General features: G+C 44.1%; 27 protein-coding genes and 1 tRNA gene. 11 read left to right on the top strand and 17 right to left on the bottom strand.

Annotated features, from left to right (window positions below):
• Positions 1–166: 166 nt before the first annotated feature.
• The 9 genes from QXE01_04200 to QXE01_04160 form a co-directional block, all read right to left on the bottom strand.
• Positions 167–1663 (bottom strand): gamma-glutamyltransferase, encoded by a 1497-nt coding sequence (locus QXE01_04200; protein ID MEM4970436.1) that lies wholly within the window; start codon positions 1661–1663, stop codon positions 167–169.
• A gap of 43 nt (positions 1664–1706) precedes the next feature.
• Positions 1707–2567 carry a hypothetical protein gene (locus QXE01_04195; GenBank protein ID MEM4970435.1) on the bottom strand — a complete coding sequence of 287 codons (861 nt, stop codon included), beginning with the start codon at positions 2565–2567 and terminating at the stop codon, positions 1707–1709.
• Positions 2568–2695: 128 nt separating this feature from the next.
• Positions 2696–4261 (bottom strand): ABC transporter permease, encoded by a 1566-nt coding sequence (locus QXE01_04190; protein MEM4970434.1) that lies wholly within the window; start codon positions 4259–4261, stop codon positions 2696–2698.
• The gene (locus QXE01_04185; GenBank protein ID MEM4970433.1) at positions 4245–5294 is read right to left on the bottom strand and encodes an ABC transporter permease; all 1050 of its coding nucleotides are present in this window, start codon (positions 5292–5294) and stop codon (positions 4245–4247) included. The genes QXE01_04190 and QXE01_04185 overlap by 17 nt, the downstream gene beginning before the upstream one ends.
• A gap of 55 nt (positions 5295–5349) precedes the next feature.
• Entirely contained in the window at positions 5350–7653 is a 2304-nt protein-coding gene (locus QXE01_04180) for an ABC transporter substrate-binding protein (GenBank protein MEM4970432.1), read from the bottom strand.
• Positions 7654–7763: 110 nt separating this feature from the next.
• Positions 7764–8897, bottom strand: coding sequence for a hypothetical protein (locus tag QXE01_04175; protein MEM4970431.1), 1134 nt, complete (start codon positions 8895–8897; stop codon positions 7764–7766).
• A gap of 140 nt (positions 8898–9037) precedes the next feature.
• Positions 9038–9532 carry a hypothetical protein gene (locus QXE01_04170; GenBank protein MEM4970430.1) on the bottom strand — a complete coding sequence of 165 codons (495 nt, stop codon included), beginning with the start codon at positions 9530–9532 and terminating at the stop codon, positions 9038–9040.
• A gap of 61 nt (positions 9533–9593) precedes the next feature.
• Positions 9594–9845 (bottom strand): hypothetical protein, encoded by a 252-nt coding sequence (locus QXE01_04165; protein MEM4970429.1) that lies wholly within the window; start codon positions 9843–9845, stop codon positions 9594–9596.
• Entirely contained in the window at positions 9842–10789 is a 948-nt protein-coding gene (locus tag QXE01_04160) for a hypothetical protein (protein ID MEM4970428.1), read from the bottom strand. Before QXE01_04160 ends, QXE01_04165 begins: the two co-directional genes overlap by 4 nt.
• 434 nt (positions 10790–11223) lie before the next feature.
• Here QXE01_04160 and QXE01_04155 point away from each other — a divergent pair, with 434 nt between their 5' ends.
• Genes QXE01_04155 through QXE01_04145 form a run of 3 tightly spaced genes read left to right on the top strand, consistent with a single transcriptional unit; the run spans position 11224 to position 12357 of the window.
• The gene (locus QXE01_04155; GenBank protein MEM4970427.1) at positions 11224–11511 is read left to right on the top strand and encodes a hypothetical protein; all 288 of its coding nucleotides are present in this window, start codon (positions 11224–11226) and stop codon (positions 11509–11511) included.
• On the top strand, positions 11508–11912 hold the full coding sequence (locus QXE01_04150) for a hypothetical protein (protein ID MEM4970426.1): 405 nt from the start codon (positions 11508–11510) through the stop codon (positions 11910–11912). The genes QXE01_04155 and QXE01_04150 overlap by 4 nt, the downstream gene beginning before the upstream one ends.
• Positions 11905–12357, top strand: a complete 453-nt coding sequence (locus QXE01_04145; protein ID MEM4970425.1) for a hypothetical protein — start codon at positions 11905–11907, stop codon at positions 12355–12357. Before QXE01_04150 ends, QXE01_04145 begins: the two co-directional genes overlap by 8 nt.
• Positions 12358–12436: 79 nt before the next feature.
• Here the strand turns inward: QXE01_04145 and QXE01_04140 are convergent, their stop codons facing one another.
• The gene (locus tag QXE01_04140; protein ID MEM4970424.1) at positions 12437–13489 is read right to left on the bottom strand and encodes a TAXI family TRAP transporter solute-binding subunit; all 1053 of its coding nucleotides are present in this window, start codon (positions 13487–13489) and stop codon (positions 12437–12439) included.
• Between the two features lie 98 nt (positions 13490–13587).
• Between QXE01_04140 and QXE01_04135 the strand changes: the two genes are divergently transcribed.
• From QXE01_04135 to hsp20, 4 genes are all read left to right on the top strand, one after another.
• On the top strand, positions 13588–15279 hold the full coding sequence (locus QXE01_04135; GenBank protein ID MEM4970423.1) for a thiamine pyrophosphate-binding protein: 1692 nt from the start codon (positions 13588–13590) through the stop codon (positions 15277–15279).
• A gap of 297 nt (positions 15280–15576) precedes the next feature.
• Positions 15577–16185: an EamA family transporter gene (locus QXE01_04130; GenBank protein ID MEM4970422.1), complete on the top strand. Its 609-nt coding sequence runs from the start codon at positions 15577–15579 to the stop codon at positions 16183–16185.
• 216 nt (positions 16186–16401) lie between these two features.
• Positions 16402–16548 carry an EamA family transporter gene (locus QXE01_04125; GenBank protein ID MEM4970421.1) on the top strand — a complete coding sequence of 49 codons (147 nt, stop codon included), beginning with the start codon at positions 16402–16404 and terminating at the stop codon, positions 16546–16548.
• A gap of 87 nt (positions 16549–16635) precedes the next feature.
• Entirely contained in the window at positions 16636–17190 is a 555-nt protein-coding gene (gene hsp20, locus QXE01_04120) for an archaeal heat shock protein Hsp20 (GenBank protein ID MEM4970420.1), read from the top strand.
• A gap of 144 nt (positions 17191–17334) precedes the next feature.
• On the opposite strand, the gene QXE01_04115 is transcribed toward hsp20, so the two are convergent.
• The 4 genes from QXE01_04115 to QXE01_04100 all read right to left on the bottom strand — a co-directional run bounded on the left by QXE01_04115 (position 17335) and on the right by QXE01_04100 (position 20788).
• The gene (locus tag QXE01_04115) at positions 17335–18069 is read right to left on the bottom strand and encodes a hypothetical protein (GenBank protein MEM4970419.1); all 735 of its coding nucleotides are present in this window, start codon (positions 18067–18069) and stop codon (positions 17335–17337) included.
• A 110-nt stretch (positions 18070–18179) separates the two neighbouring features.
• Positions 18180–19022, bottom strand: coding sequence for a CBS domain-containing protein (locus QXE01_04110; GenBank protein MEM4970418.1), 843 nt, complete (start codon positions 19020–19022; stop codon positions 18180–18182).
• Positions 19023–19303: 281 nt separating this feature from the next.
• A complete protein-coding gene (gene ilvE / locus QXE01_04105) occupies positions 19304–20224 on the bottom strand; it encodes a branched-chain-amino-acid transaminase (GenBank protein ID MEM4970417.1) in 921 nt (306 codons plus the stop codon).
• 198 nt (positions 20225–20422) lie between these two features.
• Positions 20423–20788: a hypothetical protein gene (locus QXE01_04100; protein MEM4970416.1), complete on the bottom strand. Its 366-nt coding sequence runs from the start codon at positions 20786–20788 to the stop codon at positions 20423–20425.
• Positions 20789–20925: 137 nt separating this feature from the next.
• Here QXE01_04100 and QXE01_04095 point away from each other — a divergent pair, with 137 nt between their 5' ends.
• From QXE01_04095 to QXE01_04080, 4 genes are all read left to right on the top strand, one after another.
• A complete protein-coding gene (locus tag QXE01_04095) occupies positions 20926–21771 on the top strand; it encodes a twin-arginine translocase subunit TatC (protein ID MEM4970415.1) in 846 nt (281 codons plus the stop codon).
• Positions 21772–21828: 57 nt separating this feature from the next.
• A complete protein-coding gene (locus tag QXE01_04090; GenBank protein MEM4970414.1) occupies positions 21829–22245 on the top strand; it encodes a translation initiation factor IF-2 subunit beta in 417 nt (138 codons plus the stop codon).
• On the top strand, positions 22246–22563 hold the full coding sequence (locus QXE01_04085; protein ID MEM4970413.1) for a DUF424 family protein: 318 nt from the start codon (positions 22246–22248) through the stop codon (positions 22561–22563).
• Positions 22564–22816: 253 nt separating this feature from the next.
• On the top strand, positions 22817–23908 hold the full coding sequence (locus tag QXE01_04080) for a glycosyltransferase family A protein (protein MEM4970412.1): 1092 nt from the start codon (positions 22817–22819) through the stop codon (positions 23906–23908).
• A 56-nt stretch (positions 23909–23964) separates the two neighbouring features.
• Here the strand turns inward: QXE01_04080 and QXE01_04075 are convergent.
• From QXE01_04075 to QXE01_04065, 3 genes are all read right to left on the bottom strand, one after another.
• Positions 23965–24052: transfer RNA gene (locus QXE01_04075), tRNA-Leu, on the bottom strand.
• 66 nt (positions 24053–24118) lie between these two features.
• Positions 24119–25186 (bottom strand): branched-chain amino acid ABC transporter permease, encoded by a 1068-nt coding sequence (locus QXE01_04070; GenBank protein ID MEM4970411.1) that lies wholly within the window; start codon positions 25184–25186, stop codon positions 24119–24121.
• Between the two features lie 3 nt (positions 25187–25189).
• The gene (locus tag QXE01_04065; protein MEM4970410.1) at positions 25190–26077 is read right to left on the bottom strand and encodes a branched-chain amino acid ABC transporter permease; all 888 of its coding nucleotides are present in this window, start codon (positions 26075–26077) and stop codon (positions 25190–25192) included.
• Between the last annotated feature and the right edge of the window lie 870 nt (positions 26078–26947).

Genomic DNA, 26947 nt, shown 5'->3' with positions numbered 1-26947 from the left:
CTCAACCGCCTCCAATGCTAGCTTATATCCTGAGAATGTATTGTGATCTGTTACAGCTATAGCTCTCAACCCCCTTATCAGGGCTACCCTTACAATGTCATATCCATCCATTGAGCCATCGCTACATATGCTGTGGATCTGGAGATCCGCCTTTATCCTCAATATGCTACACCGCTATCGATATAGAAGCCCCCCTGGGGTCTGGGGCGAACTCTGTGAACCCTTTGGATCTGTTTCTCTTAGCTGCGTTAACAATACCTGTGGAGCCGTGTTGAGGAGCCCTTATAACCTCTATATCATTGCCAAGACTTACCTCTCCCAGCACCCCCTCAGCAACCACCTTTGAGGCTTTAGAGAGGTCTGTGTAGATGAATCTTGGGGCGTTGAGAGCCTCGCCAAGATCCATGTTATATATGAATATATTTTCATATATCCTCGTGTGGATCTGGGGTCTATAGTCGCCGCCTGCACAGCCTATCATGTATATGGAGTTGCCCTCATGATCATCGATCATTAGGATTGAGAGTGTGTGGAGAGGCCTCTTCTTAGGAAGTGGAGAGTTTGGAAGAGACTTATCATATGAGAATCCACGCCCCCTATTCTGTATAACAGCTCCTCCAGCCACTAGCCCAGAGCCGAATGGGTAGAAGAGGCTCTGGATAAAACCCACTAGGTTCTCGCCATCATCTACCACGAAGAATGTTGTGTCACCCCCATCTATTCTCGGTGTTGTGGTGGGGGTAGCTATTGATCTATAGGTTATATATTTCGACACATCTATCTCCATATAATCAGGATCCCCTAGATATCGATCTCTAAAGCTATAGATTATTGAAACAGGATCTTTCCAAGCCCTAATCCTATTTGGATCTGTAAAGCTATATCTATATAGCTCAAGCTCATATATAGCTGAGATCATCTGTAGCGTTGATATACCCTGCGAGTTTGGGGGTAGCTCATATAAAACCCTAGAACCTAGATCTAGCTTGAGGATCTCCACCTCCTCCCCCTCATGATCCATGAGATCTTCCAAAGATATGCCAACCCCCTGTGCCTCGAGCTCCTCAACGATCTCCTCGGCAAGTCTTCCATAGTAGAATTCATCCCAACCTCTATGTGAGATCCTTCTTAGGGTAGATGCTAGATCCCTGTTCCTCACATAGCTACCAACGTCTATATCACCATATAGCTTCGCCCACCTCTCATAACCTGCTAGCTCCCCTCTATACCTCTTAACAGCGTTTGCGAGCATTCTATCAGCGTAGTAGCCGTTCTCTGCTAGTGAGATAGCTGGTTTAAGGAGCTCTGCTAGATCCTTGCTGCAGTACTCCTCATAGATATATCCCCACATCTCAACCAAGCCCGGGACTGTGACCGTTAGAGGCCCCCTAACAGGTTTAGAGCCTATATATGCCTCTGGATCGAAGCCTCCGGGAGATCTCCCAGAGCCGTTATAGGCGATAACCTCGTCACCCCTAAGGGCTAAGAGAAAACCATCACCTCCAATACCGCCTGAGAATGGATGTATAACTGTGAGAACAGCGCTCACGGCAATCGCAGCGTCAAAGGCATTCCCCCCGTTTTTAAGAACCTCTATCCCTGCATTAACAGCTAATGGATGATCTGCTGAGACGCCCTTTCTACCATATGTTGCTTTATTCATTTATAGCACCTAAGACTCAATTTCGGTCTGATATATTTAAATCTCAGGCAAAGGATCTTCTAATCAAAGACATAGATCTCCCCTTTGACCTTCTTTTACCATGTCTCCTCAACACAGCAACAATGGTTATTGAGAAGGTTATAACAATAGCTGGTATGAAGATCTGGGGGTTTTCATATGGACTTATTATGAGGGATCCATCGATGATCCTTATTTTAAGTAACGGGGTTTTTATATAGAATAGAGCCTCATATCCAGATAGATCTGATCTCTCGATGCTATAGAAGCATGTAGAACCCTTTTCTAGGCTACATACCCCAAGATCTATTGTTTCGGAGGATCTATTTATATATCTTAACCTCAGCATCAACTCAACATCTTCTGAGGACTCGATCTTAACATTTAACTTAGAGATCATAGATATGGAGAGGAGAGCTGTATAAGCCCCTGTCTGTATCAGGAGATCTGATGACTTGTAGATCACCCCAGCAAGGATCTCTCTACCTATGCTCTCATCAAACACATATATATTCCAAGGCCCCTCGCCCTGTATCTCTACAAGTGTTGATGAACCATTTGGCCGGATCTCTTTACCAGGTTCAAAGGATATGTTACCTATGCTAGTCCTAACACTTCCAACTCTTAAATAAATAGTTATATTAGATCCTTGTGGTATTGGGTAGGCCTCATTAAATAGGATTTTATCAATAGATATGTTAAGTATCTTAGAAGCCTCAATGCTATATCTAGGAGTTTTAATCGATCCTATTGGGATAGCTATATCTGCAAGATATACTATAAGTAATACGAGGAATGCTAGTGATAGGACTAGGGTGGAATAACCACGAGCATATCTAGATCTTCTCTCTCTTGGATAATGACGCTTATCCCTTGAATAGCCCATCTGCTCCAGCCCTATCCAGCTCTATATTCCTCATTAGCGTGGGAGTTGGTTATGATGTTCCATCTTTATAGCGAGGATCTCTGGGAGGATCCATTAAATATCTATGTAAAAACATACGGCGCTTTATCCTAGCTCCTCCTCCTCAGCCTCGGATTGACTACCTCATCTAACGCTAATCCTAGGAGGGCGAATCCAAGTGCTATTGTTGTTATTCCAACAATTGGTGGCATGATCCACCACCATGCTCCACTCGTGATAGCTCCTCCGAAGTATGCCTCGTTAAGCATTTTACCCCATGAGGGGAAGCCGGGGTCTCCGAAGCCTAGAAGCTGTATAGCTACCTCTGTGAATATTGCTGCAGGGACATCTAGTACTATTGCATATACTATTAGCGGTGTTAGATGGGGTATTATATGCTTAGCTATTATCCTCCTGACACTGGATCCAAGGGCCTGGGCAGCCTCTACATAGGGTTCGTTTCTAAGGGCTAGCGTCCATGACCTGACTATCCTAGCCGTGCCTGGCCATGAGAGGAGCACTATTATTGCGAATATAGCGTATATGCTTCTACCAAATGTTATACCCACTGCGAGTATTAGTGGGAGTGCTGGTAGGAAGTAAACGACGTCTGTTAAGAATGTCAATATATAATCTGTTCTTCTACCCCCGTGGTACCCGGCTATCACACCTACTAGGAGGCCTATTAGAACTATTGCAGAGGCCACGCCGAAGCCGAAGATGATTGCAGCTCTAGCACCATTGACGAACTGTGTCCACACATCTGCTCCCAAGTAATTAGTGCCTAGAATGCCGAATGCAAGGCCATAGATCTTAACGTATATTGGGTATATAACTATTTTTAAACCCTCGGAATCGCATCTCATGATGAAATCGCTTGGGTTGCAGTAGTAGGAGGCGTTTATCCTGATACCAATCCTGGTGTTCTCTGCCAGGAGTAGCTCGCTAACCGGGTTTACAAAATCTGGGAGCCTATACTCCTGCTTAGGATTATATATATAGTAGGGTAGCCTTATACTCTGGTTATAGAGGGATTTCATCTCTTTAGAATATGGCCATAGCGATGCTACTTTAAAACCAACCTCATCATAGAAGGCATAGTATCCCATAGGAACATTAGCTACTACATCACCCTGCCTTACTGTCTTGTTCATCCCCATTAGATCAGGATTTATTATATATAGTTGGAGATTGTACCACGAGGTCTTATTATCGAGGCTCGACACCTGGATCGAGTATGTTATCAGCATTGACTTAGCAGGCTTATATGGGTATAAATAGAGGTTCTCACTATCAATGCTAATATTAGCAGATCCCCTTCCACGAAATATTATTACCAGCTTATCCATATCTCTCTCTATATTAACACTTACATCGCCTGCTCTAGACTCACGTATAGGTTTCCAGGATGTGAAGTTAAGCTCCATATTTCTGGGTAGCTTGGGATCTATTATTGAAGCATACCACTCAGGGAGAGCGACGTTATCAGCTAGGCCAACACTATATACCGGGTCGTATTTAGAGATCATGGGGCCTACAATGCCTAGTAGGACATAGAACAATATTATTGATAGCCCCGCTAGACCCTTCTTATACCTTATTATCGGGGTTAGGATCTCGCTGATGGTTCTCGGAATACCGCCTCTTATAGCCACGGGATCACCTCCTCTCCTCAATCCTCACCCTAGGGTCTAGTAGAGCTATTAGAAGATCTGCTATGAAGAGTGATATCACGAGGAGCATCGAGCCTATGACTAGGAATGCTGTGATCACTGTGTAGTCATAGTTTTGAAAAGCCTGGTATGAGTAGTAGGCCACGCCTGGCCATGAGGCTAGGATCTCCAATATTATAGATCCTCCGAATATCCCTGGAAGGGTATATGCTAGCCTAGTTATTATCGGGGGCTTTAGATTAGGGGCTATCTCCTTCTTAATAACAACGCTCTCCGGCATACCCTTAGCCCTTGCAGTCATCACATAGTCTCTTCCAAGCTCTGAGACCATGAGCTGTCTGAAGAAGTAAGACCAAGATCCGAAGAAGGCTAAGAGCGTGGATATATATAGGGGTGAGAGATACCATAGCCAGTATTTTATGGAATCCCAGCTCAGCTCCGTTGTAGGTGGTGTTCTAACGGGTAGTGGAAATATCGTTATGCCCCACGAGGCTTTGGGGACATATGCTAGGAAGTAATAGATCAATATAGCTATGATCCATGAGGGGAGTATGAAGGATATTATGCTGGACATTGTGATTAGTGTGTCGATAAACCTCCCCCTATATCTTGTGGAGGTAACCCCTATGTAGTAGCCAACTATTATGGGGACTATTGTTGCAAATACATATAGTGCCAGGGTATATGGCAGCCTTATAAGTATCTCCTCAGCAACTGGTCTATTTGAATATATTGATATGCCGAAGTTGAATGTAAATACGTTTCTTAAATATATAAGTAGTTGGTTAGGCAACACAGGCTGGTCAAGTCCAAACACCTTCGCGGTCTGCTCGATCCAACCGCTGAACCTGGGATCCTCCTGGGTTCTTTTGAGAGCAGCTAGGACAGGGTCTTGTAGCTGGTTTGCCTCGAAGGGGTTTCCACCGTAGAGGACTATGGGTATGACTCTCAAGAGAATAAAATATAATATTATAGAGATTACAAAAACACCTAACATCGAGAGACCCCTAGAGGTTAGGTATGAGGCAAGCCCCATCTAAACCCCCCTCTAGATCATGGTATTGATAAAAAATATTTTTATAGATCTAGAGCTAGCTTCTCCTAAGAAGAACCCCAACACCTGCTACTACAAGGCTTAGCACTGCTATAGCTATAGCTGCGTAGCTGAAGCTAAGCTCAGGCTCCTTAGCCTCCACCTTGGGCGTCTCTAGCTTTGGCTGTGTCGCAGCAGCCGTGGGAGACCCTGCAGGCGGTGGTGAGGTTATAGCTATTGTGACACCACCAACACTTATCTCTATAGGTCTAGCCTCCGGAGTGGGCGTTGGAGCTGGTCCCAAGCCAACGCCAACTACTCTAAAGCTCTGTGTAGCTGTTCCAACAGCCTTCCATATCATAACAGGCATTGCGGCCTCGACCACAAGCCTGTAATCGCCTTCCCTGAGAGCTGGTAGTGCTGCCTCATAGACTCCTCCGCCAACGCTTCTCAACGGGATCTCAAGGGTTACTGGCCCAACAAGCCTAGCGGTAACGGTTATAGCTGGGGATACAGCTCCCGTTGGGTCTAGAGCTCTGACCCTCAGGGTTAATGGCTTGCCGGCCTCGACCTGGCTTGGTAGCCCCTCAATGCTTACCCTAGGCATTCTCTCTGGAGCTCTATATGCGTACTCGGGGTACCAGACAAGCTCTGCATATGCTACTTCCCTCTTTATCAGCACGAATGGACCGCTACCAACCATTGCTGTTAGGCCTGGTATAGATGGGTGTGGCAGTAGGCTTATATCGTCGAGTGGGTTCTGGAGCTTGCCATAGATATGTCTGGGAAGCGGTCTATACTCTGTGAATGTATATAGATCAGACCATCCATATTGTGTTAGATAGAACTCTATAGTCCTATCATCAACAACATTAATCCTATATAGAGCCTCTATATACGGGCCATAGTCCCTTCTAGTCTTGAGCTCCATACCGAACTTCCTTATAGTAAACTCAAAGTCATAGGCTGTTATAGGCACGCCATCGTGCCATGTGAGCCCATCCCTCAGCTTAATAGTTATCTTAGTCAGATTCTTACCATCAACAACTACCTTCTCAACGCTGTAGTTCTCGAAGAGAACAGGGATCCTTGGCTCGGCATAGATGTCCTCAGGCCTTACTACATATCCATAGGTATATACCCTGAAGATCGCGTCTGCCTCGCTAGCCCATAGATATACTGTTGGGTTAAGCGTTGTTATATCAACTGTGAAGTAATATCTAAGAGTACCTCCAAAGGGCTTGTCCTTAAACCTCACGGTGTTCCACCAGAAGTAGCTGAAGCCAACGGGATCCTTGAGCGGCGGTGCATATGCTAGGAGAATTGAGTCCTTGTCTATAGCACCGTTAAAAGCATTTATAGTCACGCCAGTGTATACGGGTATCCAGGGTATTATATCGGTTAGTATCTCCTGAGCCTTGTAAGCCCACTGGATAGCCTCATCCACCGATTGAGCATAGTAGAACTTATCAAGTATATCATCCAAAGTAGCATTCCTCACTCTCCACTCATTCCAACCTCCAGGCCTTATCTCTCTGCTATGCCAGAAGTAGTACATAAATAGCGGGAATCTTCCGAATGACCAGCCGATCACCCATGCCTGGGCCGTGCCCGCAGATGTCCTGGCATCCAGCTCCCTACTGCTTACAGGGGTGATCTTAACTCTAATCCCTATATTCTCTGCCTGGGCCTTCCAATACTGGGCCTCCCACCAATATACAGGAGAGGTGGCCTCCGGCAGCGAGAGTATCTCTATCTCGACAGGCTTCATACCCTCTTTAGGATCACACCAGAACTTTGGATTATCTGGGCATGGCTGGAATATCGTTGAGAGAAGTCTCCTTGCCGCATCAGGGTTATATGGATATAGCTTCTCAAAATCCGTTGCTGGGTTGACCCACTTGCCATATGTTGGTGGCACTATATAGCTATCCTTAATAGCTATACCCTGGAGGGGTGACTTGGATATTATCTCATCTCTATTTGTCACCATTGCAAGGGCCTTCCTAACCTCTGGATATTTAACAGGCCATAGCTCTACGTTAAAGTGTAGAGCTCCAAGAGAGGTTATGCTTATAGTGAATATGATATGGGCATCAGGCCTATTTGTTCTAATTCTCTCGAGATCTCTAGGGAGCACCCCTAGGATATCGAATTCGTTAGCCTCAAAGGCTAGAAGCCTGACGCTATAGTCTCTCTGGACAGGCATTGTTATCCTATCTATATAGGGCCCTACTCTGGGATCTTTTGCTGCTGTCTGAGCGCTTGTAGATATTGTTAGAGATGCTGCTAAGCTTAACAGCATTATAGCTAATATCGCTATAGATCCATATCTAGATGCTAACCTGTCAAAACCTACCATAGATATCCCCTATGGATTGTTTTTAAAGGTTAATAAGCATATCTGTATAAACTTTTTAGCATAGCATTTAAAAAATTATTTATTTTTATGCCTAATTTTATATGTAATCCCTATCCTCTCCTCAGTATCCCTACTATAGCTATGCTTATGAGCATCATAACCGCTACAACCACTATTGCTAGCTGTACCTGTGAGAGGGCTGAGCTGAGGCTATTGAGCCTATTGTTTATACCAGTGCTCATGTTGCCTATAGCTGCGTTGATTGTCTGGGCTAGAGTATCGATCTTTCTGTTTGTATCTATTATGCTTTTATCGAGCGTTGATAGATAGGTGTTGATCGTGTTGCTATAGTTAGCTAAGGCCGAGGCAAGGCTTCTAATAGAAGCCTCATTAGTCCTTATAGCCTCTGCAGCTGATGCAACAGATCTCTCTAGAGCTGATATCCTTGCTATAGATGATGAGATGTTAGCCTCTATCCTAGATAGTCTTGACTCGAGGGCTAAGCTGGATTCCCTCTGCTTAGAGAGGAATAGCGCTATAGCCTGTGATACTATACCAGTGCTATCTCTGATCACATCTCCATACATGCTGAGAGCCCTATCCACATCGCCCTCCTCGTAGAGGAGCACATCAGCCCTGTCAAACCTAGCACTTAGATTGTCCAGCATAGCCTTGAGATCGGGCATCGATACACCGCTTACAGCTTCTAAAAGCGATAATACTGTCCTGGCATTCTCAAGCCTGATCTGAGCCTCAGTCCTTGTCCTCTCGACAGGTGTGTGATCTAATATGGTTATAGGGAACCTAAATACATAGCTAGGTGTGTAGGTTGTATTGCCAACCCTAGCTACGAGGGATATAGAGACTACGAGCTCACCCCTACCGGCGATAGCTCCATAGGGTATATGGATCCTTGCTGTTAGTAGATTGCTAATGCTATAGCTAACATTACCCACAACCTTGGTCACAGGGGATACAGGCTGTACCCAGGCTAGAGGTGTTATAGTGGTTATGCCGGCTGATAGATTCGCAACGCCGCTTAGAGAGACTATAGATCCTCCTGGGGGTATGTATATATATGCTGTTACCTCGACCCACTGGTAGCCCCTATACACAGTTCTCTTATCTAGATCCACAGCTATTACGCTTGGCTCGGCCAGGGCTTGGGCCTCAACACCTCTCGGTATATACATAGCTAGAGCCAGGATCAACAGGGCTATTGCACCTAGCACCCGGCTACCCATCAATAAACACCAGTAATATTTATAAAAAGGCTTATAAAAGCTTCAATAAGAATTAATATTTATGTAGCTATAAACCTCTCCCCAAATACATAATAAGTTTACAGCCTGTTTCTATGGGGATCCCGCTTAGATATTGGATCCTAATGCTGGTTAAGTCTCCTAGATAGATCTGTTATTACTATTCTAAGAAGTATGATCCCGCCGGACAGGCCTAGGATGAATGATAGTGCGGAAACCCATAGATATCTATATACCTGGTATTCTATATAGCCCCATAATCTCATAGAGCACCGTGGAACCCCCTCCACATATAAATAGTTATTCGTATCATTCACAGGGATCTTTATAGTTGTTCCAGGGCTTATATATATTGCCTCGCCTACCCTCCCATAGTAGATCTTCATGGTGGTTCCTCTGTAGCAGCTTAGATTAACATATAGATCTATGGTCTCAACATATTTAACTCCTCCCTCTAAACCTGTGATTTGCTCTAGATATCCAGATATATTGCTATCTATATTTATTATAGCATCTATATTCTTCTCAATCTTTATAGGTGTGTAGGAAACAGGGATTAGTAGTAGGGATAGGGCTAAAAGCGTTATAGATGCTATGGCGAGTCTCTTTATCGACATGCTCTAACGCCTCTCTAAAACCTCCGGAGGCCATGTCATATTATTATATGCTATGCAAGCCCTAACCGCTGTTGGGTGGTGATAGTAGTAGTTTCCTAGATGTCTGATCCGGGATCTTATGGATCCTTCCGCTCCTTATAAGCCCGGCTAATATCTTCCTTAAACACCGCCCATCCATATATATTCCTCTCTTCTCAAGCTCGTCTCTAAGCCTGTCAAAGCTCAGCCTCGGCTTCTCAGCAACTATAGAGAGGATTATTCCATCTATGTTTCCATATAATCTATAGTATTCATCGCATTTAGAGAGGCTCAATCCTCCTCACCCTTTTCACCCTTAAATAGCTCTATATAGTCCTCGGGTGGGGGCTCTGTTTCAAAGAGCTCTCTCCTCCTAGCCTCCAGCAGATCCTCTTCCTTACCAGCCATCTGAGCGTATGTCAGGATCTCCACACCCTTTGTAGAGGCTATTGAGAATACCTCTGAGAGGCTGTTTCTCCAGCCGAGGCTTCTCAGCGTGTGGTGGGTTATAAGCATAATCCTTGGCTGAGCACCGTTAATGATCTTTATAAGCCCTCTAACACCAGCATCTATATCCTCTTGGGAGAATACATGGGTTAGATATAGCGGGGGTCCCCCAACAACTAGGATCGATGGTCTCATGCTGAGGACATATCTAACAGCCCTCTCAGATATAGGCCCCTGCACATCTGGCATAAATGTGAGCCTCTGATCACCATCATCTATAGTTATAGCAATAACCCTCCCAGTCCTAGATCCCTCGGGACCATGGGGCAGGGACTCAGAGATCGAGATCCTCGTAGATCCGATCTCCATGTTGATCCCATCAGCCTCCACAACCCTACCCACAATACCCTTGATCGCCTTTAAAAGCCCGTGGCACCTCATCCTCTGGCTATAATTAAGATCTCTGGGTGATTTCATAAGAACAATCTTGCCTCTATATACATCTACATATGTATCTCTCTTGGTCCCCATATAGATGCTCTCATAGGGCACTGTAAAGTGATCTCTATGGTAATGGCTTATAAATATATAGAAGGACTTAGATATATATGTGCTCATAACCCCTCTAAGCTCCTCAACCCTTCTAATCTCCCTAGGATGCGGTGGCAATCCAAACCTCCTCGGTGCAAGGCTGATCCCCGGATCCAGTAAGATCCTAAGATCATCTGTTTCAACATACATAGCAACAGATCTAACCCCTAGGCTCTCCTCAGCTATAGGCACTATCTTCATAGCCCCCATCTACTTATAAAACCCACTCGCTAGGATATATATTGGGATGAGGCCCTCGATCTCTGAGAGGTGATGAAGGCGGGTTTTACTGAGAACCCAATTCGAGAGATAAAAAGAGGCTGGAATACAAGCGCCTACAACCGCTGTTTTAGGTTTTATAATGGTCTATGTTTGTTGATAGCATTCACACCTTTAATGTGCAGAGGCTCGTGTTCCTTATAGCAACTATCCTAAAATTGAGGCTAATGTGGACTCTATGATTAGCTGCTAGAGAGAGGAAGGACTTCTATAAAGCCTCCTATCGAGAGAGGTGAGCTCCCGAAAGAAGGGCATGGAAGGTAGAACAGGGGGTGATGAGGCGGAGAAGTTGAAGTCTAATGAAACTAGGATCCTGCCCTATATATTCTTCCTAAGAGGATACTCTGGGGATATTTATGGGGGAGAAGGTAGAGACTAGACCAGCTAGAAGGGGTAGATCTGCTTCCCTCCTCATGTCCCTGGGGCTAGCTCTACTTATAACCCCCTTTATAATAGCCCTGATCTTTTTCTTCACATTTGAACCACTCATACCAAGGCAGGGCGGGACGCTCAGCGACGCCCTCGTAGAGGCAAGCTTCAACCTTATATCGCTGGCATCTAGGCTAGCGTTTCTGGGGATAGCTGTGTGGGTTGGCTCTATAGTTCTTAGAAATGCTGTCGAGCTTATGAGGGGCGGCGGTTGAGGGGGTTTCTAAACGCTGTTCTAGCATTATCGGTTGGTGGTGTAGCCCTCGTGGGTTTGATCCCCATAGCTGTGCTTTCGATAGAGTTGATAGAGGATCCTCTGGCTATAGGTGTTATATGCGGCATATCAAGGCAACAGGATATTAATTTGATTAGTGTGGAGGCATGGTATCGAGGATCTATTGCGATTACTGATATAAACATATCTATACGATATGGTGGAGAGACTGTTGCCTGGAAGAGTCAAGATCTGCTTTCGAGGGATAGAAATGCAACTTTGAGGGTCAGTATAAAGGGTGAGGCGTTAGATCCAAGCGCTGTAGAGATCAATATAGCGGCGATGCTGGGCAATCTCTACCCTGCACACATAGTTGTGAGGGGGTGTGGGCAACATGGATAGAAAAGGGGATATTGCGGTGGGAGCCTTAATAGGCTTGATATACTATATTGTGTACATAGTAATCATACCCCAGATCCACAGGCTGTTGGGAGCTAGCAGCGTAAGAGGCGATATACACATAGATATCCCACTAGCAGGCTTCTTCCTATCCCTAGGGATACTCGCAAGTATTACGAGGGGAACTATATTCAGCTTTGTCATCAACGCACTGATAAAGATCCTAGGTCTCATAGCATATCTATATATAGTCTATGGAAAACCGATAGTCATGAGAACAGCCACGGGATCCTATACCATGTTAATAGCCATATCGCCGGAACCCATGATCTATGTAGTAGCGATGTGGACCCTAGCAACAATTCTGATAGATATACTAGCTATAATAGAGAGGCTAAGACCCTCAATGCCAGGAGCAATCGCATATCTAAGAGAAGCTATAGAATAAAAAGATATTTTATCATAGAAATATAAAAGATCAACAAAGTGTCTGGGCAACACCTCCTAGATAGGGATCAAATCTCTAACTAGCCTTTCAACAGCCCCTTCTCCTTATAATATTTCAGCGCACCCTCATGATAGGGTATCATACCTCCATAGAATTTCAATGCGTTATCGAGGTTTGTGTCTCTTGCTGCTGCAACAGATTTGTGAAGGAAATCTAGATGCTCGAAGACAGCTTTTGTTATGGAATATATAACCTCAGCTGGGGCGTCTCTGTGACAAACGAAGACATTCCAAATAACCAGTGTTGGCGTATCTGCAGCAGTTCCATATACTTCTTTGGGTATTACACCGCTCACTACAACCCCTGGGGCGTATTGTGATGCATAAGCTCTAATAATAGACTCATTCACTGGAACTAAATATATCTGCTTGCCTCTAGCCGCGAGGGATTTAGCAAGCTCAAGCACAGATCCAGTTGGAACACCTCCTACCCAGAAATATGCATCTATAGCACCATCTCTTAGCGCGTTGGCGCTTTCAGCAGCTCCTAGCCTCTCCCATTTAGCAAGATCTTTCGAAGGATCTATGCCAACGACCTTTAAAAGCTGTAGAGCCACATATTCAGTTACGCTCCCAGGATTCAGGGTTGATACCCTCTTACCCCTTAGATCATCTATGGTCTTTATACCAGTATCTGTAGTGGTTACGATATGCAGAATATTTGGATACATAGCCCAGAGAATAGCTATTGGGGCTGGTTTACCGGAGAACCACTCGTGCTTCCCAGCATATGCTAGATACGCTGCATCTAACATAGATGTTCCACAATATATAACTCCCTTTTCAAGATCGGTCTTATCTCTTATAAGCTGCAGGTTATAGAAGCTTCCACCCGTCTCGATACTTGTAGCTGATATAGATGTATAGTTCGATATTATCCCAGCTATGGCAGCTCCGTAGTAGTAGTACACGCCACCTATTGTTCCAGAACCAATTATAATACTATACCTCTTAGGATGTGTACTCTGAGAGGTCAGCGGGTTTTGTGGATAGTTATAGATCATATATGAGGCTATTGCCGCGACTATCACCACTATGGAGAGAATCACATAGATTGTTACCTTTGAAACCAAACCTCCCAAGCCCCACACAAAATTAAAAACAATTAAGACTAATTTATATATTTATCACAGCTATATTTCCCCTAACAAAGTGTATAGAGGGTTTCAATATGAGGGTTAGCGAGGCGATTGTAGAGTCGCTCGTTGCTGAAGATATAGAGTATTATTTCACGGTATATGCAGAGCAGATCACGGGGTTTATAGTAGACTCTGAGACGAGGGGTAGGCCTAGATCTATTAATGCTTCCTATGAGCCTGGAGCCGGCTTTATGGGGCTTGTATATTCTAGAGTAAAGAGATCTCCTGGTCTATGTGTATTTACCGGTGGGCCTGGCGTTCTAGGGGCTGTAAACCCTGTTGCTATGGCCTATGTCGAGTCGGATCCTCTGGTTGTGATAGCTACCACGCCTCCTAGAGATCTTGCCTATAGAAATGCGATCCATGCTTTTCCGAATGATACCGATCAGATAGAGGTCTTTAGATCCATAACCAAGAGATGCTACAGAGTAACAAAACCTGCCGAGGCTGGCAACATAGTTTCTAAGGCTTTCACAACAGCTCTATCTGGAAGGCCAGGGCCTGTATATATAGAGATTCCTGCTGATGTGTTGCGTGAGAATGTAGAGGACTATAGCCATTTAAAGATCCCTGTCTCAAGACCTGTGCCCAGCGATGCTGATGTTGATGAGGTTATCAAGAGGATCTTAAGATCTGAGAGGCCAGTAATACTTGCAGGGAGAGGAATATCTATCTCTGGGGCTGAGCGTGAGCTCGTGGAGTTTGCAGAGCTTCTGGATATCCCTGTATGCACGACTGTGATGGGCAAGGGTGTAATTAGACCGGATCACCCGCTCTATGGCGGTATTGCTGCAGGTAAGATGGGAGATCCTGTTGCTGAGGAGCTCTTAGAAAAAGCAGATCTAGTTCTAGCTATAGGTGTTAGGTTTAGCCAGATGGGTACTGGTAGATATTCTATGAAAGTTGGAGGAGAGCTGATCCATATAAATGTCTCTGAGGATGAGTTTGGAAGGGTCTTCAAACCATCTCTAGCCATAGTATCAGATGCTGCTGCGTTTCTAAGGAAGGCGATTATAAGGGCTAGGGAGAGGGTTGGAGGTAGATTTGGCAGGGGTAGTGCGGAGCTTCTTAAGAAACTATGGATATCCTATAAACAGGATCTTCCAAAACCTAGGGGGCATATGATCGAGCCTTGGGAGGTTGTTAAAGCACTTAGAGAGATATTTAGCGAGGACACAATATTTGTATGCGATGTTGGAGCCCATAGGATCGAGACATTCACAATGCCCATATATAAGCCGAGAACCTATATAACAACTACTAGCTATGCATCAATGGGGATAGGTGTTCCCGGTGCTATAGCTGCGAAGCTAGCGGAAAAAGAGCGAGAAGTGGTGGGCTTGGTCGGCGATGGAGGCTTTCTAATGACGGGGCTAGAGGTTGTAACAGCTGTTAGATATAGGATTCCAGTGATTATCGTGGTGTTTAATGACTCATCCTATAGAGTGTTGAGGATCTATGAGAAGGCTGAGTATGGAACTGAATTCACATATAAGCTTCCTAACATCAGTTTCAGCGAGCTAGCCAGATCCCTAGGAGCCCATGGTGTGAGGATAGAGGATAGAAAGGAGCTTAGAAGAGGTATAGAAGATGCAGCCAGCCTTGCTAAGGACAGGCCGGTTGTGATCGATATAGTGGTTAATCCAGAGGCGATCCCCCTTCCCATGGCAAGACTCTACGGAGCTAGATATATAGATGAAATGAAGAAGATAAGTAGAGAATAACACCCATTCCCAAGCATCATGAGGCTAGTGAGAATAAAAATAGATCTTGGTAATGCAAAGAAAATATAGAGATATGAAATACCATATGAAGAAATCTAAAACATAACCCTGCCCTAAAAAGCGGATTTGAAATTCGATTTATCATGGATAGCTGATCAAGTATTACAACTGAAAGCCCCGCCCTTCATGGTGTGGAGGAGCTCAGAATATTTTATTGATATCGCTTCTATATCATGGAGAGCCTTTAACTCCGTAATAATGTATTCATGAGGTAGCGATGGTTTGAGGGCTAATGTGATGCCCAGTGATTTGTTATTAGCTGTTGCTCTAGCTATTTTCTGGGGATCTACTTATCCTGTGATCAGGGTTAGTGGGAATCCATCGTTGATTCTCCTTGGGAGATATATCATAGCTTCGCTAACATCGCTTATAAGTATTCTCAGGATCTGGGATTATATGGTCAAAACCCCTAGATCTGATATCTTTTTGGGGCTCCTAGCTGGCTTCTTCAACACCGGTTTTGTCGTGGCTATGTACTATGCTTTGGAATATATTCCCTCTGGCCCTGTATCTGCGATCGTATATACATATCCTCTTCTCATGCTCCTCATATCATCGTTAATGGGTTTTCAAAGGGTTAGAGGTGGGGTTGTTATAGGCTCTCTGGTAGCTTTTAGCGGTGTTCTATTGATATACGCGCCATCTAGCCTAAACACTCTAGGGGTTATGCTATCCCTCATAGCATCAATACTATTTGCAATAGCATCTGTTATCTCTTCAAGGGTATCTCTCGACATAGTAGCTCTAACGTCTCTTCAAAACCTCTCAGGTCTCCCAATCGCTGCTATGGTCTATACAGTTGCCTTTCAATTCTATAGTAGATCATCCCAGTTCTCCTGGGTTTAGCCCTGCGCCCGGTCTTGGGCGTGTTACCCCTATCCCGCATAACGCGGGACTCGGGGATATGGTTGTTAGCCCCCCATCTCTCTCATATCATCTGGGGGTTTTGCTGCCATATGCTCATCACTACCTCATCATCTAGCTATAATACTAGCATCAAGCTTATAAGCATTAGCAGCATCCCCGCCCTAAAAGACGAGGCTTTCAGTTGTAAAGAGATCCATAGGGATTGCATCATCTATAGTATATATGGTGCCCGCAGCAGCATATATAATAGCAATTCCGGTAGCAGGCGAGATCCCAGAGTTCCACCAAGTGCTAGGGCTTCTCCTAATACTAGCTGGTATATATATAGCGAGGAGAGCATAGAAGAAATAGCTATCCCAACTTTAAAAGGGGCGGCTCTAGTTTGATGAAATATTAGCTTTAACAACCATATATATCTGGGTGTAAGGGATGAGGAGAAGGAGATCTATATTCGATATATTTGACGAGCTTATAAGAGAACTGGATAGGGAGTTGTTTGATGAGCTATCAGATATACAGAGAAGGCTTATGTCAGAGATAAGGGAGTTGTCAGAAGAGCTGGAGAGGCAGGGAGGGCCTAGGCATTTTGTATATGGCTTTAGAATAACGATAGGCCCTGATGGTGTTCCAAGGGTTGAGAAGTTTGGGAATGTGAGGAGACAGCCTATTAGAGAGGGTGCACAGATCAGGGAGCTTAGATATTCTGAGGAGATGGAGCCTCTGGTAGATATCTATGAAGACTCGGAATCTATAACAGTTATAGCCGAAATGCCTGGTGTGGAAAAGGATAGGATCAAGGTGAGGGCCATTGGCAGAAAACTGGTGATAGAGGCTAGAGATGGTAGGAAATACTACAAAGAGGTTGAGCTCCCAGCAGAGGTAGATGTAGATAGTGCTAAGGCTAACTATAAGAACGGTGTTCTAGAGGTGAAGCTAAAGAAGCTGAGGAAGGAAGAGGTAGGAAAGGAGATCAAAATAGAATAGCGTATCCCTGGAACATCTTGCAACCAAAGCAGATAAGCTGATAAGCCCTAGAGGTCAGGACTTCATAGCGTATCACTTAGCACGGTTTATAGATTGTGCTTCTCTGATCTTTAAAGCGCTAGCTATGTCAGCTATCAGCTTGGTTTAGATCTTTATTGCTAGGATTATTAGATCTAGTATGAGTATTGCGAGTATTGCTGCTGAGGCATATATCTTTGTTATATCGCCTATTAAGATGTTACTGGCTAAGAGCGTTAGACATAGTATTAGCGTTAGTGTAATTGATACCCTAGGCTCTATATATGTTATAGCAATGTTGAGGGCTGAGAAAAGAGCTATAGATATAAGCATAGCAATGATTAAGAGATCCTGCGGAATTAAGATCAGGCTTGATGTGCTTAGGAGAATTAGAGCTGCTGAGAAACCCATAGCTGTTCTTCTTAGAGGCAATATAGCGTCTCTAGCAATTTTTAGACACTCCTCTAACCGCTCGATAGCCCTTTTAACTCCTAAGTATATCTGGCCATATAGCTCCTCCCTCATATGCTCAGGAGTCTCCTGCATAGTTCTACAGATCTCTGAGGATCTTTTTACCTCTGAGAGAGCCTCTAGAAGCTTCTGTTCAGCATCCTTTAAGAGCCTCTGGGATCTGCAGACTTCCGATAAAAAGCCATAGTCGATCTTAATGTATCTCAGGCATCCAGAGCTCTCTATATATGTTAGCTCTTTAGCCACGGCCTCGCATATGTTTTCCTGCATCATCTTAAGCGGATTACCAAGGTGTTTCCTCTGGAGAGCTAATAGGTTATATCTAGAGAGATAGTTCTCTATCACTTCTGCACATGATCTTATTAGCCTGAGTTGGTTTTCTATTGCCACCTCTTTTTATCATTTTATGCTCTCATAAGCATTACAACTGAAAGCCCCGCCCTTCAGGGTAGGGAGAAGGCTATAACTATAAGCCCTTTCCCTTTAATATGAGGAGATAGTTAGAGCTGGGATATATTTTCTCTGATAACTCTTATCAAGTCCTTCTCTGTAATGATCCCTATGAGGTTCTCCATATCCCCAACTAAGACGCATTTAGATTTAGTGTTTAAGAGTTTCTTTGCAAGTGAAACCACAGTTGTATCCTCTGAAACGAATATAGGTTCTTCATAGCCTATTATGGAGATCCCGCTCCCAACTAACATAGCCTCGGGATCGCCTCTGATATGGGCTTCCGAAACCTTGTGGATTATATCTAGCATCGTTATAACACCAATCACCCTATTACCGCTTGTTATAACAAGTCTTCTAAAGCCCCTCTGGATCATGATCCCTATGGCTTCTAGAAGTGGGGCCTCGAGATCTATAATTTCAACTGGTTTAGATGCTATCTCAGAAGCCCTTAGATCCTCTGGTATAGCTTTTAAAAGAAGCCTTATCAGGCTATCCTCTGAAACTATCCCGAGAGGATCTCCTCTCTCGCTCAAAATGGCTATACATTCACCGCTATAGATGCCATCAACAACATCAATAGATCTTGAGGTGGTCTTAACAGAGGGTATCTTCATAGATATATCAGATGCCCTTCTATCCAACGCCCAGGAGATCTTACCCCTTTCAACAAGGACTATACCCTCTTCAGATAACTCGAAGATCTCTCTCGCTATTCTCTTAACAGTAACATATAAGCCGATATCTCCAGAGGGATCCTTGTTAAATAATATGGCACAGTACCTTCTAACCCTGCTCATCTTAATAGCAACCTCCCACACCTTCGCCTCAAGGCTAACAGCTGGTACAAAGGGATCTATAAGATCTAATAGATCTACATCGAAGTCCGCCAAACCATCACCTCCATATAACCCAAACCTAGTTATGATCTAGGAAATATATATAGAAAATAATAGTCAAGCCAGTTAGGAGAATGCTAGAGATAAGCTAGAAGATCTATTTAATGTGTTATTACCAACCAATCCAAACCTTCATAGTGGCTCTGGTTTAACTATATATTATAATTAATGTGTAGGGATAAAAACATATAGATCTTTGGATATAACATCGCCAGCTAACATTTTCCCCTATCTTGAAAGGGGCTTCAGTTGTAAAAGCTCTAGCGGGTGTTAGACTATACATATGTTAGCCACTCCCTATACTTATCGATCTTCCCTCTCACAATATCTTCATATAGTGATTGGAGCTTTCTTGTTAGAGGCCCTGGCCTTCCGCTTCCTATCTTTATACCGTCGACCTCCACTATGGGTGTTATCTCAGCAGCTGTTCCTGTGAAGAATGCCTCGTCAGCTGTTAGGAGCTCTCCCAATGCTATATCTCTTTCTGTAACCTCTACCTCTAACTCTTCCTCGAGGATCTTCATTACGGTCTCTCTAGTAACTCCTGGAAGGACTGAGGCATATAGCGGGGGTGTATATACGCTTCCGTTTTTAACTATAAAGATATTCTCTCCGGGGCCTTCGCTGACAAAGCCTCTTGTATCCAGCATTATAGCTTCGTCAAAGCCCTTTATATCTGCATCTGAGGCTGCTAGATAGCTATTGAGATACTGGCCAATAGCCTTGGCATTTAATGGAAGCGCGTTCGGAGGAATCCTCCTCCATGGGCTAACTGTAACCCTCGCACCCTCGTAGTATGCCTTGCCAAGATATTTACCCCATCTCACAAGGCCTATAGCAACGGATGCTCTCCTAGTTGTTGGTTTTACCCCAAGCTTCCTTATATTTATAAATGCTATTGGCCGTATATAGGCTTCGTCGAAACCGCTTCTCCTTACAAGCTCTTTTATAGCCTCTATAAGATCTTCTTCTGAGAAGGGTATCTCGAGCTTGTAGATCTTTGCGGAGTCGAAGAACCTCCTTATATGCTCCCTCAATCTAAAAATAGCTGTTCTACCATCATATGTCCTATAGGCCCTTATCCCCTCAAAAACACCTACACCATAGTGTAGGGAGTAGGTCATCACATGGATCTTCGCATCCTCAAAGGGTATGAACTTTCCATCAAACCATATCAGGGGAGACCATTCGGACAATACATTCCCTAGATATATATGTATGGTGTCTAAAAAGCTCCATATAGATCCACTAGTAAGTCATACCATGTGACACATTCTAAGCCTTATAAATAATATAATTACAGCTAAAACCCGTCCCCTAGATGGAGAGGAGCCATCGTGGTTGCTATGGGATTATAGGATTGTGGAAATATTCTAGGAGAGCTTGGAGATCAGCTATGGCTTCCGGCTTCTCTCAGCTCTCAAGGCTTTTGAGCTTCTATATCCCGCATATCCAGTTATCGATGCAAGCACTAGCATTGCTGGCCCCAGTACCCCGTGGATCTCGGGGGCTGTGATAACCCCTGTGATCACCTGGATTAGTGCTAGTATAAGAACTATAGATGCTAGTATCTTGAGCACGGGTAGCTGTGCCCTGAAAAACGCTTCGTATGTTAGATAAGCGACAACGGCTATTCCAGCTATTCCTAGGGATGCGTGAACCCAGTATGTTGCTTGGGTAGTTCTCATATAGTAGCCGGTGCTCACAGCTACTATTAAGCCTATGGCTAGTAATATACATATTATCAATATAGCTCTCATATCTATACCCATAGATTAATTATAATTAGCCAATATATATTTACCACTTATTCAACATAATATAAATAATTTATGGATGTACAGCACTATCTTTCCTTTAATATCTCGTGGATAAACTATATTGTAGGAGCCTCCTCTTGTCTGAGGATAGAGAGATGCCTTTAACAGAGCATCTTGAGGAGTTGAGGTCAAGGCTATTTAAGATCTTAATAGCTCTTGGCATTGCTGTAGCTATATATATAGCCCCTATAAATATTGCCGATATGTTTGGTGGCGAGGGTATTGTTGGTATAATAGCTAGCGTTATTAGGGATCCACATCTAATATTCTCAGCTAACTTCTCAGCAGGCGGGGGTTATGAGAGCCTAGCGACTCTCTTTATAAAATATAGCAGGCAATATATACTTCCTCCAGAGGCTAAGCTTATAGCAGGTTCTGTGGGCTCTGTATTCACCACAGTTCTCCAGGTCTCACTCATCTTGGCTGTGATAACTGTGCTCCCCTATATCATATATCATATAGTTGCCTTCGTATGGCCGGGGCTCTATGAGCATGAGAAGAAGATCGTTAGAAAGTATATTGCGCTTTCATCCCTCTACATAGCTGGTGGGATGCTTGCAGGGTTCTTCATAACAGCATATACAGTTATAAGGGCTGGTCTATATTGGAGCGCTGCGGCAGGTGCGGAGCCCTGGATAACGCTTCAGGGTTTTGTAAGCGATCTTCTAACAGCTATGATGGGTACCGTGGCAATATTTGTAGTTCCAGTGGTGCTTCTCATGGGTACTGAGCTGGGTTTCATAGATCCTGATTCTGAGATCTTCAGGAATAAGAAGCTTATCTACGCGCTAGCATGGGTTATAATAGCGTTTTTCTTCCCAGATCTAACTACTATTATACTCCTCCTACTCTTTGTAGCTGTCTATGAGCCCACGTTTAGGTATATGAAGAGGATTAAGAGAAAGAGATCTCTGAATATATAGCTTGCCAACATGCTAGATAGATATATTGCTCCATACAGATGATAGGTGGGAGGCTATATGTCGATACTAGAGGACTATGAGAGACTGCTTGAGAGGGCCTATTCAAGGCTTCAGTTCAATAGGGAGGCGAGGCCAATAGATCTGCCGGATCTCGATGTAGACTATGTTGGGAATAAAACAGTTATTAAGAATCTCCAGCAGATATCCCAGAGGATCAATAGGAACCCCAGGATAATAGCTAGATATCTATTGAAAGGCTCTGCACTCTCAGGCGCTATAAACCCCTCAGGAGCCCTTGAAATCTATGGTAAGGTCTCTAAGAGAAGCCTCCAAGATCTATATAGGAGGTTTATACAGACATACGTTAGATGCCCAACGTGCGGCTCGATAGATACTGATATGAGTAAAAAGGGTAAGATATGGATTATAAAGTGCTTAGCCTGTGGAGCCGAATCAACCGTTGAGGCGATATAGATGGCAGGGCTCTTCAGAGTAAAGATCTTCGAGGTCTCTGGTGAAGTGATCGTGAGTGTATGTGATGAGGAGCTTTTCGGCAGGATCATAATAGATTCTGAGAGGGGTGTGAGGATAAAGATCGATGAGCCATTCTATGGAGGCGAGCTAATGGATCTAGAAGAAGCCATGAACACAATAGCTAGCTCCACACAAGCCAATCTAATAGGCAATAGAATAGTTGAAGCCGCAATAAAGAGAGGCCTCACAACTAGAGAGAGCGTTATAGAGTTTGGAGGGATCAAACACGCACAGATAGTTCTATATAACTCACCATAACTCTACGCTAGTTCCACAAAGCCCTTTCAACATATAAAAAGCCTATAACTATTATTAGTCATCATTCTACAATCAAAAGCAGTCTTAGAGGTCTTGTTTTATCGCATCTCTGCTGGATCAATGTTAATCTTCATATAAGTAAAGCCATCATAGCTTGAGGGTGTGACTGCTTAGTAGCTATTATAAAGGATCTGGGTTTATTTAGTATCCAGCTTAAATTTTCTATAGCTTATTAGTGGTGCGGGGCTTATAGATAGAAAGGCCGGATACAGCAGTAGTTATTCTAAATAAAAACAATGCAGACGGTCTTGAAAGGGTTCTTGAGAGCTTGTATAGGCAGAGCTGCCCCCCATGTGTATGTTTCGATATATATATAGTTGATGGGGGGAGCACCGACTCATCGTTCTCTGTCGCCTCTAAGGCTGGCTTGAAGATACCCTGTATATATTGGTTGGAGCAGAGGGTCAAAGGGGGTACTGGTCCTGCGAGGATAGAGATTATAGAGACCCTCAGATCTATTGGGTATAGATATGTGATCTGGGGTGACTCAGAAAACATATATTCCAAGGACTATGTAGACCGGCTTCTCGGATTACTTGAGAAGGGCTGTGATGTGGCATCGGGGAGGTCTGTGGTTATTAGGGGGAGCATATGGGCAGAGATGTTCTACTGGTATCACTCGTTCCACAACCTCTTCCCAAGGCTTGTGGGATCTAAACACGCTCCTGGTAACAACATGGCTGTTAAGATCGGTATCTATGATCTTGCATCTTATCCACCATCTAAGAGATCCGATGACTATATATTCACCTTCCAGCTACTCAGGAGATCTGGGAGGGGGGGTTCGAGGCCTAGATATTGTATAGATGAGGAGGCCGTTGTATATATAGATATGCCTAGAAGCTTTAGAGAGGTTATATCATGGCAGAGGGCTAGGGTTGAGGGTCTAGTCCAAGGATCTATATATATTGGCCTTCTAATCCCACCGGATCTCCTTAGCTGGAGCGCTCCTCTAGCACTCCTAATACTGATCATGATAATCGCTATCAAGGATCTAAACCCCCTACCTCTTTTACTCCCATTGATATCCTCCATCGCTCTAGCCTCATATCTACAGATAAAATCGCAGAGACATCTAGATAAGGCCTCAACGATATCAGGGTTTCTAGGGCTTATAGGGATGATCCTTCACGCTATATTTACAACATCATATAGCTTTAAAGAGCTCGTGAAAATATATCTCTTCATAGGCAGTGAAGAGCTTCTAGAGGAAATGAGGAAAGCCGAGATGCTGGCTAAAAGGGTATCGATGGAAAATCTAATCCCCCTTGGATCTAGGCCCTAGCGTGGGCTAAGATGCTTAATAAATAGAGAATAGAATTTTGCCTTAAGCATATGAGGTGGTGCGGGGGGTGGGATTTGAACCCACGCAGGCCTACGCCATCGGGTCCTAAGCCCGACCCCTTTGACCTGGCTCGGGCACCCCCGCCCAAATAATATATCTATATATCGAGCTTATAGAGGTTATGCTCTGAGATTCAACGCTGTTATCTATTCAGCCTTGAGATCCTCTTTGCTCTTTATTACCGCTATATAGTCTTTTTCTGATTATGCTATAGAGTGGTGTTTTAACCACACCCTCTGGTATGATGCCCTGGGGTCTAAAGCCTATTACTAGGATCATTATCAGTCCTGTTATTGCATATCTTATGAAGCTTATGTCAAAAGATACTGTAACCCCTAGTAGGGCTAGGAATGATGCCTGTGTGAATCTATCTAGGAGGCTGAGGAATATCGCTCCCAGGATTGTGCCTACATTATTCCCAGCACCTCCTAGGAGAACCATTGATATCACATAGAATGTTACAGGTGGTATATAATCGTCTGGGAAGATCGATTGTGTGTAGAATGTGAATAGAGATCCCGCAGCCCCCGCCATCGATGAGGATATGAAGAGAACCCAGCCCCTAGCCATGGCAACGTTCTTGCCGAGGGTCGATGCTGCTAGCTCATCATCCCTCACAGCCTTCATAACCCTGCCGAATGGGGAGTTGGAGATCCTCTCGATAACTATGAAGAATACTATGGCTATTATAAGCACTATTAGAGAGTATAGTAGAAGAGCTGTAGCCCTATCTCTAAGCCAGTTCAGAGGGTTCGGAATACCGCTCATACCATATACCCCTCCTACAAGGGGTTCATAGGTTCTTACAAAGATCCTACCGGCTTCTCCGAAGACTAGGAGGGTTATTGCGAGGAAATCCTCTCTAAGGGCTAGAGCTGGATAGCTGGCTAGATATCCGAAGACCCCCGAGGCAAGGGTGGAGGCTACCAGGCATGCTATGAATACCTCTAGAGCGAAGAGCGGGTTCTGTACCGAGTACTCTGTTCTTTTTGCAGCAGCTATTGCTGAGAAGCCGTCTGATATACCTAGTGCGGAGTTATACATGGTGCTAGCGATTATAGCTGTTACTATAGCTCCTACGAAGAAGAAAAAGACCTTGCCGAAATTAGGTATCCCTGTATATCCGTATTCGAGGTTGGCGCTAAGCGCAAGTATAATATATATAGATGTATATGTCAATATACTGCTTATAAGCACAGCTAGGCTCGAGAGATCCATAGATCATCCCCCATAGAATCTAGCTCTACCTATTAGTAGCGATATCGCTATAGCGAGATACGCTATTATAGGCTTATAAGCGGTGTCAACACCTAGAAATCTGTTAAAGAACCACATACCGAGGTTCTCTGAGAAGCCTATTATAAAGCTACCGGCTATTGTGAGTGGTATACTCCTAATACCACCGATCACGGATGATGCGAAGAGCCATAGGAGAAGCCTCCACCCAGTCTCTGTAGTTATGCTTGTATAGAAAGCCCACAGCCCTCCCATAAGCCCTGCTAGGATGCCTGAGACAAGCCACATGATCCTCCTAACCCTCCAAACAGGGATCCCCGAGATCTCGGCGAGCTCAGGATTGCTAGCGAGAGCCCTCATAGCCTTGCCAACCATGGTTCTATGCCTTAGGATATATATTGAGATGCCTGCAATAGATAGGATCGATATGGCTAGGATATGTAGATTCGTTATAGGAGCATCGGCAATATATACAAAGGGGTTAACGCTATATCTAGAGGAGAGAAACAATATCCCTCTATAGTCAGCATATATAGACCATACATACCTGATCATCAGCATAACACCTATAGATGCTATCAACAGCTGGAGAGCAGTGGCGCCCCTCCTATATAGAGGCTTATATATAGCCTCATCAACAGCGATAGCTAAGCCCCCAACCGATATAGAGGCTATTAAAAGCGATATATATGGATCTAAACCATAGAGTGTGCCGAGAGCAGCTGCATAAGCCCCTATAGTTATATACTCGCCAACAGCGAAGTTAGCTATCCTAGTAACGCTATAGCTAAGTGTTAGAGAGAGCGCACCTAAAGCATAGAGACACGAAACGAGCAGGCCTTGAAGAGTATTTCTAGCAACCTCATCTAACATATTGACACCATTCAGAATAATATAAGGAAATATATATGGGGCAGTTACAATTGAGAGCCTCACACCTTAGAGTGGAGAGGAGGTTAGGCTTAACCTATAGAGTGGGTTTTTCAGCTCTATTATCTCTATTCTGCTTCTGAAGATTTCTTGTAGATTTCATGCTTCTTCCAACCAGAAGAATCTTAGCAGCATACCTAGAACATGAGGTTTTCGAGCACGAGAATAATCTACTCTGATATAATAAAGCCCTAGTAGATCCCATCCTCTAAGGTGGGTATGCTGTTAAGTCTCTCTGGTCTATTGGGCTCCTGATGTGGAGGCTGAGCCGGCATCCTCCTACCTTAAAGGCTAAGACTCTCAGGTGTAAGGCAAACATCTCCTCACATTTCAGGAGAGGTAGAATTTGTAAGCTCTATATTCTCCAGTCCTCCTGTTGATGAGAATAATGCTTGTGAGCCTTGGACCATCCTCTAGCGAATCTACACCTCGAGGCGATTATAATAGCCATAGCTCTGGACACCTTAAAAAGGGGGTAGAAGTAATAGGCCGGGAACCCGATCCTAGGGCTAAGCTGGAGAAGGTTTTTGTGTTGTTTAGTGACTCTAGGGACAAATGATATTATCTAGGCTAGCTTTTCTTTATTAACATCCAGGCTTTTTGCTCTCCAAGGCCCTTCAAAGGCAATCGCTATAGCTACTTATAACCTAGTCTTGTAAGTATACTAGCTCTATCTCTTAGCAGTAAAGTCGCTGATAGCGTGTGTATCATTGATAAAACTATTAGGCTCAAGCCTAGACCTAGTCCGTCTGACAATAACGATGATATATAGCTACTTGCTGCTGATACCACTGTCACTATTATACTTCTTAA

Source organism: Sulfolobales archaeon, assembly GCA_038897115.1.
In the GTDB taxonomy this organism is placed as follows: domain Archaea; phylum Thermoproteota; class Thermoprotei_A; order Sulfolobales; family AG1; genus AG1.
Note: the sequence above shows the minus strand (reverse complement) of the source record. Positions and strands in the feature narration are given on the sequence as shown.